Annotated in this window: 9 protein-coding genes; 4 read left to right on the top strand and 5 right to left on the bottom strand. The window is 72.9% G+C overall.

Annotation, left to right across the window (positions count from 1 at the left end):
- Positions 1-4: 4 nt before the first annotated feature.
- The 4 genes from Q343_RS0106450 to Q343_RS0106435 form a co-directional block, all read right to left on the bottom strand.
- A complete protein-coding gene (locus Q343_RS0106450) occupies positions 5-427 on the bottom strand; it encodes a hypothetical protein (protein ID WP_029252779.1) in 423 nt (140 codons plus the stop codon).
- Positions 424-1,722, bottom strand: coding sequence for a molybdopterin-dependent oxidoreductase (locus Q343_RS0106445; protein ID WP_029252778.1), 1,299 nt, complete (start codon positions 1,720-1,722; stop codon positions 424-426). The genes Q343_RS0106450 and Q343_RS0106445 overlap by 4 nt, the downstream gene beginning before the upstream one ends.
- A 98-nt stretch (positions 1,723-1,820) precedes the next feature.
- Positions 1,821-3,146, bottom strand: a complete 1,326-nt coding sequence (locus Q343_RS0106440) for a hypothetical protein (RefSeq protein ID WP_029252777.1) — start codon at positions 3,144-3,146, stop codon at positions 1,821-1,823.
- Entirely contained in the window at positions 3,143-3,574 is a 432-nt protein-coding gene (locus tag Q343_RS0106435) for a nucleoside deaminase (protein ID WP_029252776.1), read from the bottom strand. The genes Q343_RS0106440 and Q343_RS0106435 overlap by 4 nt, the downstream gene beginning before the upstream one ends.
- 225 nt (positions 3,575-3,799) lie before the next feature.
- Here Q343_RS0106435 and upp point away from each other — a divergent pair, with 225 nt between their 5' ends.
- The 3 genes from upp (at position 3,800) to Q343_RS0106420 (ending at position 5,816) form a co-directional block, all read left to right on the top strand.
- A complete protein-coding gene (gene upp / locus Q343_RS0106430) occupies positions 3,800-4,435 on the top strand; it encodes a uracil phosphoribosyltransferase (RefSeq protein ID WP_029252775.1) in 636 nt (211 codons plus the stop codon).
- 265 nt (positions 4,436-4,700) lie between these two features.
- Entirely contained in the window at positions 4,701-5,129 is a 429-nt protein-coding gene (locus Q343_RS14480) for a winged helix-turn-helix domain-containing protein (RefSeq protein ID WP_052366960.1), read from the top strand.
- 9 nt (positions 5,130-5,138) lie between these two features.
- Entirely contained in the window at positions 5,139-5,816 is a 678-nt protein-coding gene (locus Q343_RS0106420; RefSeq protein ID WP_029252773.1) for an SDR family oxidoreductase, read from the top strand.
- A 70-nt stretch (positions 5,817-5,886) separates the two neighbouring features.
- Here the strand turns inward: Q343_RS0106420 and Q343_RS14475 are convergent, their stop codons facing one another.
- Positions 5,887-10,761 (bottom strand): sigma-70 family RNA polymerase sigma factor, encoded by a 4,875-nt coding sequence (locus Q343_RS14475; RefSeq protein ID WP_052366959.1) that lies wholly within the window; start codon positions 10,759-10,761, stop codon positions 5,887-5,889.
- Between the two features lie 183 nt (positions 10,762-10,944).
- Here Q343_RS14475 and Q343_RS0106405 point away from each other — a divergent pair, with 183 nt between their 5' ends.
- Positions 10,945-11,694: a hypothetical protein gene (locus tag Q343_RS0106405; protein WP_052366958.1), complete on the top strand. Its 750-nt coding sequence runs from the start codon at positions 10,945-10,947 to the stop codon at positions 11,692-11,694.
- Positions 11,695-11,704: the final 10 nt, after the last annotated feature.

Raw genomic sequence — 11,704 nt, 5'->3', positions numbered from 1 at the left:
CGGGTCAGGCGGTGCCGACCGCCCGCGCGCGACGACGCGTGGTCACGAGTCCGCCGATCACCACGCCGACGACGACCACGGCGACGGCGACGAGTACCGCGGCGAGCGGGTCCTGGGGCACGACGGACGGGTTGCGCCGACCCTCCGCGCCCATGAAGACACCGACGCCCAGCAGAGCGAGGACGCCCAGCGCCAGGAGGCCACCACGCAGGGCGGGCCGCCACGTCTCGGGCACCCGGGGCAGCATGACGAGTCCCAGCAGGATCGCCACCGGCGCCAGGACGGCGTCGTGCACCACGATCCCGCCGGCGAGCCACAGCAGCACCGAGACCCACTGGTCGGGCGGGACGCGGACCCAGGCGGTCCACAGGCCCCACGCGATCATCGCGGCCCCTGCGGCCCACAGCGCCCACCGTGTCGCGATCATGCGATCACCGGTTCGACCACGGCGAGGCGGTTGACCCACTTGGTCTGCAGCACGCCCGGACGGTTGGGGGCGATGATGCGCGCCGGGTACCCGTGGTCCAGGTTGAGGTCCTGGCCGTTGAGCCGCAGCGCGAGGAGCGTGTCGTCCGACGCGACGTAGGACGCCTGCAGGACCGACCGGCTGTACGCGCCACCGACCTGCAGGCTCGCGACGGAGACGTCGTGCCCGCCGTCCCCGACCCGGCCACCGGCCCGCTCGACGAGGTCGCGCACGCGCACCCCCTGCCAGGTCGCCATGGCGCTCCACCCCTCGACGCACGCGATCGGGAGGTCGGCCGTGTGCTGGTCCATCGCCAGGAGGTCGTCCCGCGAGAGCTGGACGACGCCGTCGGGTCCCTCGAGCTCGAGCCTCCACGCCGGTCCGACGACGTCGCTCGTGACCTGCGCGGAGGCGGCGGTCTTGTTGACGGGCACGCCCTGGCTCCCGACGCGCGGGTCGCGGGGGGCGAGGACGGAGAGCGGTGCGAGGGGGCGGACGGTCTGTCCGACGGTCAGGGCGACGGCGCCGAGCGTCGTCACCGCGACGGCCGTGAGGAACCCGCGCCGCGTCGCCGTCGCCTCGGTGGTCGAGCGGTCCTCGGCCGGGTGGAGGTCGCCGTCCGGGATCGACATCAGGTCGCCGTCGGAGATGTGGGTGCGTGGCAGCGGGCTCTCGTCGGCGATCTCCGGGTCGACGATCTCGCCGTCCTTGATGCGTGCGCGAAGCGCGGGCACGATCACCGGAAGCTTGACGCCCACGTGGATCAGCAGCGACCCGATCACCACCCACGACGTCGCGTAGTGCACCCCGACGAACCCGAAGCTCCACGGGTACCACTGGAAGGTGTTGAGCACACCCGTGACGAGCTGGAACGTCGCCGTCGCGACGAGCACCGCGACCGAGAGCCGCTCGAGCGCGTGCAGCGGTCCGCGGACCGGGGGCTGCTCGAAGAGGGCCGGGTAGGCGGCGTACAGCTTGGCCAGCAGCAGCGGGACACACGCGATCCCGGCCCCGACGTGGATCCCCTGGGTGACCCGGTACAGCCAGGCGGGGTCAGGGCCGAGCGGAAACCATGCCACGGGGTTCTGGTGGACGTGGGAGTAGAGGCCCGTGAGGAAGACGAGCAGGAACGCCGACCCAAGGAGGACGCCCACCCGGGCGACGACTCGGGGATCGTGGATCGCGGAGGCGAAGTCCTCCGTCCGCGGCAGGCGCGGCAAGCGGCTCCGACGCGTCTCGTCCTCGACCTTGGCCATACCGCGATCGTAGGGAGCGCTCGGAGGAGCTGCGCGGTCAAACCTCCGCTGCCGCCCTGACAGTCACCTGACGAACGAGCGGGCCGTACGCCCGCGGCTCACCACGGAGTCACCACCAGCGTCTCGATCGCGATCGCCGTCGCCGCCTGCGCCCCGAGCCACCAGCGCCACGTGCGGCCGTCGCCCGGCCTCTCGCCGGTGCCCGTGCCGAGCGCGAGCGCCCCGGCGACGGGGACGATCCAGCACGCGAGCGGCAGCCAGACGCGCTCGACCTCACCGCGCTCGAACCCGCCGAACGCGCCGGCGGCCGCCGCGACGATCGCGAGCGCCGCGAGCCACGCCGTCGCAGGGTCGAGCCGTCGCCAGCGAGCCGTCCCGCCGACACCGGCGGGACCGATCAACGCGCCGAGCAGGACGATGTCCGCGACGAGGAAGTACCCGTACGGTCGCGCGGACGCCTTCCCGTTCGACCACGCCTCGTGCGTCGCGGCGATGCCGTCCCAGAGCCAGAAACCGGCAAGCCCCCAGGCGACCAGGGTGGCCACCACGAGCAGACCCGCGACGACGGTGGGCCACCACCGTCGCGTGACGATCGGGACGGCCAGCACGACGAGTCCCATGTGCAGCAGGCCGTAGCTGAGGAACGGTGCCCACCCGAGGAGCAGCCCGGCCCCGACGACGGCGGCCCAGCGCGCTCGTCCGCGCGACGTCGTGCCGACGGCGAGCAGCGCGGTGCCCCAGGCGAGGACGCCCGCGTAGAAGGCGTCGGCGGACGTCGCGACCCAGATCGCGGACGGCGCGAGGACGACGGCCGGCATCGCCGCGCGCGCGGTGCGCTCCCCCGCGGCACCGCCGAGCAACCGGATGGTGAGCGCGACGGCGACGACGGCGGAGGTCCCGGCGAGGATCACGAGCGCCGCGGCCCAGCCGGCGCCGCCGAGGCCCACCCGGTCCATCCCGGCGAGCAGCAGGGTGAAGCCCGGCGGGTGCCCGCGGACGTGCACGGGGTAGCTCATCGGGTCCGACTGCAGGGTCGCGAGGAACCCGCTCGGATCGGCGGAGGCACCGGGCACGGCCGGCAGGTAGTCGTTCTCGTTCGTCAGCGGCTCGGTCAGGTCCGACCACCGCACGGAGGCGCCCAGCGCCAGTGTCCACGCGAGAGCGGTCGCCCACCCGACGGCGAGCAGGACGCCCCACCGCAGCGTCCGTGCCAGTCGTGGCCCGCGCCAGACCACGAGGGCCGCGACGCCGACGGCGGCGAGGGTTCCCCACCCGGCCTCGGTGATCCGCAGACCGGCGAAGGGCGGTGCTCCGCCGAGCAGCAGCACCTCGTCCTGGTCCTGGAGCCACCGCCCCCACCACCACACCAGCGGGACCGAGACGGTCCATACGACGGCGGCCAGGAGCGGCGCGTACCGCCTCACCGGCGTTCCTCGAAGAATCCGCGCAGGAGGTCGCCGCACTCCTGCTCACGCACCCCGCCGATCACCTCGACGGTGTGCAGGACGGCGCGGTCGCGCACCAGGTCCCACACGGATCCGGTCGCTCCCGCCTTGGGGTCCCAGGCCCCGAGCACGACCCGGGGGATCCGGGCGAGCGTGATCGCACCCGCGCACATCGCACAGGGCTCGAGCGTCACGATCAACGTGCACCCCTCGAGGCGCCAGCTCCCCAGCGTGGCGGCCGCCTGGCGGATCGCGAGCACCTCGGCGTGCGCGGTCGGGTCCCCGCCCTCCTCGCGCCGGTTGTGCCCCACCCCCAGCAGCGTGCCCCGCGGTCCGACGACGAGCGCACCGACCGGGACGTCGTCGGACGCCAGGGCGTGGGTCGCCTCGTGCAGCGCCAGGCCCATCAGGGCGTCCCAGACCTGGCGGCGCGCGGCGAGCGTCACCGGGGGAAACGTGTCGGCGGCCCAGGGCAGGGAGAGGCCCGGCGCGTCGGGCTCGTTCTCGCTCACCGCCCCAGAGTCTCAGACTCTGGTGCCCCAGGCGCTCTCCCGCGAGACAGGACGACCGAACGAGTCCCTGACGGGTGCCCGACACGGCTCCGAGGGCGTCGGCCGAGTAGGCTCGTCGGTATGCGCGTCCACGTCGTCGACCACCCCCTCGTCGCCCACAAGCTAACCGTCCTGCGAGACATCAACACCCCGTCACCGAACTTCCGCCAGCTGGTGGACGAGCTCGTGACGCTCCTCGCCTACGAGGCGACCCGGGACGTGAAGACGGAGCCGCACGAGATCGAGACACCCGTCGCCCCGACCGTGGGCGTCCGGATCGCCGAGCCGATGCCGCTCGTCGTCCCGATCCTGCGCGCAGGCCTCGGGATGCTCGACGGCCTGACCCGGCTGCTCCCGACCGCCGAGGTCGGGTTCCTGGGCATGCAGCGCGACGAGGAGACGCTCGAGGCCGTCACGTACGCCAATCGGCTCCCGGACGACCTCACGGACCGTCACTGCTTCCTCGTCGACCCGATGCTCGCCACGGGCGGGACGCTCGTCGCCGCGATCGACTACCTCCTGGAGCGCGGCGCGCGGCACGTCACCGCCGTCTGCCTCCTGGCCGCCCCCGAGGGCATCGAGGTGCTGAGCACCGCCGTCGGCGACCGTGCCGACGTCGAGCTCGTCGTCGCCGCCGTGGACGAGAAGCTCGACGAGAACGCGTACATCGTCCCGGGCCTCGGTGACGCCGGGGACCGCCTCTACGGCATCGTCTGACCCGCCCGCCCTTTCGGGCATTCCGAAGCATTCGAGCGGGAAGTTTCGAATCTCGGACGAGTTCGCGTTCACCCCTTGGCAGATGCCGTCTCGTGGTGGCATGCTGCCCTCATGACCACACATCGGAGCACAGCGCGCCCCGTCGCGCTGCCCTCGATGTGTATGTGTCTCTGTTGTCAGGCCTGACCCAGCCCTGACCCCGCCGACGCCAGCCGTCGGCACCGCCGAGCCCACCGTGCGCTCGCGACCCCCCAACGGAGACATCATGACCACGCTTGCCCCTGTCACCCCGCGCATCAGCCACCAGGACTTCCTCGACCGCCTCGCGTCGATCGGCATCCCCCTCGTCCGCATCGCCGTGGACGAGCGGATCGCGACCGTCGACGGCGTCGAGCACCCCCTCACGCAGCGCGAGGTCGACCTGCTCAACTTCCTGTCCGCGGCCCCCGGCCGTGTCGCCAGCCGCGACGACCTGCTCGCGACCGTCTGGCGCGGCGAGCGGCTCCGCGCCGGCACCCGGACGGTCGACGTCCACGTCGGCCGACTCCGCACCAAGCTCGGCCTCGACGCCGTCCGCACGGTCCGCGGCGTCGGCTACGGGCTCGGGCCCGACGTCCAGGTCGTTCGAGGGACCGGACGTGCCGCTCACCACGGCGGCATCCCTCACCGCGCGGGGACACGCCTGCGCGGATAGTTTCTGCACATGCGCATCGTCATCGCCGGAGGCCACGGGCAGATCGGCCTCCGCCTCACACAAGCACTGATCGAACGCGGCGACGCCGTCGTCAGCCTCGTCCGCTCCGCCTCACAGATCCTCGACGTCACCGACCTCGGCGCCACCGTCGCCATGCTCGACCTCGAGCAGGACGACGCCGCCGAGATCGCCCACGCGCTGAAGGACGCCGACGCCGTCGTCTTTGCCGCCGGTGCCGGGCCGGGCAGCACGATCGCCCGCAAGGACACCGTGGACCGGGCCGGTGCCGTGCTGCTGGCCGACGCCTGCGAGATCGCCGGAGTCCGTCGCTACCTGCTCGTCTCCTCGATGGGGGTCGACTCCGTCCGCGGGGGCAAGACTCCCGACGGCGCCGACGAGACCTTCGTCGCGTACCTGCGCGCCAAGGCGGCGGCCGAGTCCGACCTCGTCGCGCGCGACACCCTCGACCTCACGATCCTCCGCCCGGGTCGACTCACCGACGAGACCGGGACCGGAAAGGTCACGCTCGCCGAGAGCGTCGAGCGCGGTGACGTGACGCGCGACGACGTCGCGGTGACCATCGGCGAGATCCTGCACGTCCCCGGGACCGAGGGCAAGACCCTGGAGCTCACCGGCGGCGACGTGCGGATCGACGACGCGGTCTACCGGATCGCCAACCCGAGCTGACGCGCGGCCGTCGCGCCCGGCGCTCCTCCCCCGCGTCGTGCGCCGGCTCTGGCGAACGCCGCGACGACCGTCAGGAGCACGTCTCGATCTTCTCCCACACCCAGGGCAACCAGGGACTCGGGGAGAGGAAGCCCAGTCCCGACGTGAGGAGTTCGTAGTTGGCTCCCCGATGAGACACCAGGTCTCCTTCCTCGTACCCGAACTCGTCCCAAAAGCGGAACGTCCACGCGTCGGCGCACTGCGGGGTCCACGGTTCGAGGACGAGGTCCCCAGACTCCCAGGTCTCCGACCCGTCGGTCCCGGTGACGGTCACGACGGTTCCCTCGGTTCCGACCTTCCCGACCGAGAAGGCCCCGATCTCGCCGGCGGCGACCGTGACGTCCATCGGGCGCGCGGACCCGCCACTGATCGTGAACTGTCCGGCCTCCCCGACAGAGGCTGAGTTGTCGATCGTCACCGAGACATCGACGAGGCGGACACCGACCGGTTCGGGGGCGGGTCGGTCGCCGACCGTCAGTTCGGCCGTCGGGGAGAACGTGCGGCACTCGATCGCCGGGGCCTCGGCGGACGCCGTGCTCCCGCCGCCTCCGAGGGCAGTGCGGTTCAGGCGGAACGACACCCAACGTTCCTCCGACGCGCGCAGCGGCGTCTCGATGGTGAACGTGCCCGACTCGCCGGGTCGAAGCGTCTCGGCGTTCGCCGACTGCACGTAGTCGGCCCCCGGGTAGTGCATGGTCATGCGCGTCGCCATCGTCCGCGTCGAGTCGTTGCGGAGCTCCCCGACGTAGATGACGCCCTCGCGCCCGCACTGAGCGGTCACGCTCGCGGTCGTCGACCAGTCCGAGAGTCCCAGATCGCCGGTCACATACTCCGCGTCCGTCGGCTCGCCGGTGTCGCCCTGTGCGTCCACCCACCAGGTCGAGAGCGTCAGCGCGCCGGGTGCGGCGGAGCTTCCCGTCGCACGGACGACGTCGCGCGACTCCCCCGGCTCGAGCACGAACCCGTCGAGGGTCACGTCGCCCAGGCGCGGCTCGACGCCGACCTGGAACCCGCTGACGTTCGTCACCACCGTCGAGAGCGTCAGGTTCCCGGTGGCGGGGTCCTCGGACGCCAGCACGTCCCCGACCTCCACGAGCGCGCCCGTGGCGCAGTCGGCCGCCTCGACGGACCCGACCGGCGAGGTCAGGGTGAACACCTGGTCCGCAACCTCGATCTCGGTCCGGACGGCGACGTCCCCGGCCGGGTGCCCGGCCCCTTCGTTGAGCGTCAGGCGGACGGCCTCCTCCGAGCCCGCGCCTGCCGTGCCGCTGAACGCGACGGTGTCGCCGTCGCGCGAGGCGCGATCCGCGGGAGTGAAGGCGAGAGTGGCCGTGCCGTCGACGTCCGTCGTGGACACGAGATCCGTGATCAGGGACGCCGTTCCGTCGGTGCACCGGGCCTCGACCGCACCGAGACCAAGTCCGCTCCAGGGCTCGGCGATCGCCAGATCGGTCGAGTCGTCGTCCGTCGCGGCTCCCTCGAGCGCGGATGCGGTGACGCCGATCTGCACGACCCCCGCGCCGAGCACGGGCGCCCCCGACGGGTCGGCGACAGAGGCGACGGTGAACGTCCCCTCGACCGAGTCGCCCGGCCCCAGGTCACCCCGGGTCTGGCACGTCACCGCATCTCCGCGCGCGATGCAGTCCCAGGCACGCGAACCTCCGACGAGTCGCAGCCCGGCCGGCAGGGTGACGTCGACGGCCGCACCGTCGAGAGCGACCTCGCCGACGTTGGCCAGGCTGAGGTCGACGGCTGCCGACCCGGGGTTCGCCATCTCCGACGGCGCGGCCACCAGGACCTCGAGCGCCGCGTCGGTGGTGGGATCCGTCGTCGGGTCCGTCGTCGGATCGGTCGTGGGATCCGTGGTCGGGTCCGTGGTCGGATCGGTCGTGGGATCCGTGGTCGGATCGGTCGTGGGGTCCGTGGTCGGATCGGTCGTGGGATCCGTGGTCGGATCGGTCGTGGGATCCGTGGTCGGATCGGTCGTGGGATCCGTGGTCGGGTCCGTGGTCGGATCCGTCGTGGGATCAGTCGTCGGGTCCGTCGTCGGGTCCGTGGTCGGATCCGTCGTGGGATCAGTCGTCGGGTCCGTCGTCGGGTCCGTGGTCGGATCGGTCGTCGGGTCCGTGGTCGGATCGGTCGTCGGGTCCGTGGTCGGATCGGTCGTCGGGTCCGTCGTCGGATCGGTCGTGGGGTCCGTCGTGGGATCCGTCGTCGGATCGGTCGTCGGGTCGGTCGTGGGATCCGTCGTGGGATCCGTCGTGGGCTCGGGGCTCGGGCACGCCGCGACGGAGTGCTCGGCGAGCGTGTGCTCGACGGAGCTCCCCGCGATCTCGGCCACGACCACCGCGGTGACTGCTCCGCCGTCGTAGACACCGTCCGGCTGGAACGTCAGCTCGGCCGACGATCCTCCCTCGACCGTGACTGGGCGACTCGTCCGGGCGTCGCTCCCCTCGAGGTCGTACTGCAGATGCGCGGCGAGGTCTGCGGACAGTGTCGACCGGACCGTCGCTCCCAGGCTGACACCCGCGTCGGTGCACGCGGTCGCGTACTCGACGTCGACGCGACTCCAGGGCTCCTCGACCGCCACGTACGCGCCGTCGGCCGCATCGGTGACGACGGCCCCGCTGCGCGACCCGTCGGCCTGCTCGGCGGTCACGGACCCGGCGATCCGGGTGAACCCGGCGGGCGCCGTCGCTCCGCCCGCGACGCTCGCGAGCAGGACGTCACCGCGCTGGCTCTCGCCCGGTTCGACGGTGCCGTCCGCGGTGCAGGTGACGGCCTCCGTGCCCGACTCGCAGTCCCAGGCGCCGTCACCGCCGACGACGCGCAGGCCGTCCGGCACGTCGACGTCCACCGCGACGTTCTCGACCGGCCGGTCGCCCGTGCTCTCCACCGACAGCGGAACCCCGACGGTGCCCGGGTTCTGCAGGGCCACGGTCGGCGACGAGAACGCGCCGGAAACGTCGGCCCCCCAGTATCCCGCCGAGATCGGGTCGAAGTGGTGGTCGCGACGGTCGAGGCCGTCGCCCCAGTACGCGGCGCGGAACTCGTACGTCCCGGCACGCGTGGCCTGGATCCGGAGTGCCACCGACACCGACGTGTGGGCGTCCACCGTGCCGATGCGGCAGGTGACGGTACGTCCGTCGTCCCCGCCGGGCTCGCCGCAGCGCAGGTCGGCGTCGGTGAGGACCGGGACACCGAGAGCGGTCCCGGCACTCGAGGTGGCGCCCAGCAGGTCGACCCCGTCCGGGAGCCCGACCTCGAGCATCACCGCGCTCGCCGCGGTGCCCCCGGAGTTCACGGTGTCGATCACGATGTCGGTGGGAGTGCGGGCCGTGAGCTGGGTCGGCGGCGTGAACGACACCGCGAGGCTCGCCGGTGCGACGGGATCGGTCGTCGGGTCCGTCGTGGGTTCTGTTGTCGGGTCCGTCGTAGGTTCTGTCGTCGGGTCCGTCGTGGGTTCGACCGCCGGATCCGGCGCCGGGGCCGGATCGACGTCGGGTTCGCCGTCGGTGTCGGGCGTCGTCCCGGATCCGGTGCCGCCGGCAGGAGTCGCTGCGTCGGACGACCCCGACGGACCCTCAGGGTCCAAGGCGCCCGAACCGTCCGAGTCGAGCGGCTCCGCTGACCCGTCGACCACGGGAACGTTCGAGGGCGACGTCGCGTCGGGCTCCGTGGCGTCCGTCGCCGCGTCGTCGGGATCGGTCGCCGCGTCGTCCGACGTCGCGGGGTCGTCCGAGTCAGTCGCAGCACCGGTGCCGGAGTCCGCGTCGGCCGTGCTCTCGTCGCTCTGCGCGACGAACGTGTCGTCCCCACCCCCGAAGAGGTTGCCCGTGGCTGCCGCGATAGCGAGTCCCGCGACCGCGAGGATCCCGACGCCGATCGCGGCAGCCACCAGGGGCGCCCCGCTGATCGCCGCCGCGAGACCCGCGAAGGTACCGGCGCCGGCAGCTGCTCCGCCCGCAGCACCGCCGCCCGCCGCAGCGCCACCGGCACCCGTGGCACTGCCCGTGCCGCCCGCGGAACCGCTCCCGGTGGACCCTGCAGCACCAGCCGTACCGGCGGCAGCACCTGCCGCGACGGCTCCTGCGACCGCACCGCCGACCGGGAGCGGCGCCCCGACCAGGCCGAGCGCTCCGAGCCCGAGGACCAGGGGTGCAACGATCCCGCGCATGCCGTGCGCGACGTCGCCGAGCTCGACGACCAGGTCCTGACAGCCGCCGCACGTCTCCAGGTGCGCGTCGACCTTGGCGGTCTCCCGCGCCGACAGACCTCCACGCGCGTACGCACCGAGCAGGTCCCCGGTCGCCGCGCAGGCATCGCCGGGGGGCTCGCTCAGGTGCTGCTGGAGGTAGGCCTGACGCAGCCCCTCACGAGCGCGATACGTCAGCGCCGCGGCCCCGTTGGCGCTGAGGCCGAGCATCGGGGCGAACTGCGCCGGGCTCATCGCCTCGACCTCGGAGTACCAGAGCGCGGCCCGCCACCGCTCGGGCAGTCCCTCGAACGCGCGTGCCACGGTCGTCCGCTCGAACCCCTCGAGCATCGGCTCCTCGGTGGAGGCGAGCGGACCCATCGCGGACTCGAACGTCTCGATCTCGTCCGTGGGCCGCGTCCGCGCACGCCCCTTGCTGGCGTCGAAGGCAAGACGGCGGACAACAGTAAAGAGGTAGGCCCTGAACGCCGTGTCCGGGCCTTCACCCTTCTGCAGGACGAGCATCACCTTGGTGAACGCCTCGGAGACGACGTCCTCGGCATCGGCGGAGTTCGGCACGTACTGGCGCGCGACCCCCAGCGCGGCGGCGCTGTGGCGGGCATAGAGTTCGCCGAAGGCAGCCTGGTCGCCACCTCGGGTGCTGGCGATCAGCTCTGCGTCGGCGGGCGCCGTCGTGTCGAGCTGCGTCATCTGCCTACCTGTCGTCTTGGTCGCGCCAGAGCAGGCGCTCCCCTACCATACTCAGTCGCGAAACTGACAGGAACACCCTTCCACCCCACGACGGAGCGGAAAACCGCGCGTACCGCGCAGATCGCGTCGCGTTCTTGCGTCATAGTCGGCACTCTCGTGCGTCTCATCAGTATGGAGAACCCGATGGGGCACCGAATCAGCGACGCCGAGCGCGTGCGGGAGCACTGGCGCAGGCAGTCGCTCTCGACCGTCTGGTTGCGCCCCGGGGACTGGCACCACCCTGCCGTCGACGCACTCGCCGAGGCGCTCGCCGACGGCCGCGACACCAGTGCGGCGGCCGAACGCCTCGGCACCGCACGCGGCGTCGCGGGCGTGAGCATCGGCGAGGCGATCGACGACCTGCTGTGCCTGTACCGCGCCGTCGGCGCCGAGACGGACGTCCTCACCCTCCGCGCCCTGGGCACGGGATGGGCCGAGGGCGCCATCGAGCCGGGTGCGTCCGACGCCGTCCGGGACCCTGCGTCGGGACTCGTCAGTGCGGAGTACCTCCGTGTCCGGCTCGGAGAGGCGTACGCCCACGCCACCGCTCTCGGCCTGGCCGCCGGGACGACGTCGTCCCTCGTCCACGTGGACGTCGCCGTCGGTCACGTCGCGCTCTGGCAGCGTGCCAGCCGCGAGGCGGGGGTCGGGGAGGCGCTGCGCGCGGCGTCGGCCGTCGGCCCGGCCGCGTCCATCGGTGACGGGGTCTACGCGATCCTCGTCCCGGCGTCGGAGGCGGCGGCGATCGCCGAGGCGGCGCGCCGCGAGATCGAGTCGGCCACCGAGCGGCTGCACCTCAGTGCCGTCCTGCGTCGTCCGCCGCGGATCAGCATCATCACCCTCCCGGCGACGCTCGCCGAGGCCGAGACGCTCCTGGACGAGCTTCGACGCTAACGGAGGCTCG

The sequence above is a fragment of the Paraoerskovia marina DSM 21750 genome (assembly GCF_000701465.1).
Taxonomy (GTDB): Bacteria; Actinomycetota; Actinomycetes; order Actinomycetales; family Cellulomonadaceae; genus Paraoerskovia; species Paraoerskovia marina.
The sequence above is the reverse complement of the archived record's forward strand: the minus strand, read 5'-3'. Positions and strand labels throughout refer to the sequence as shown.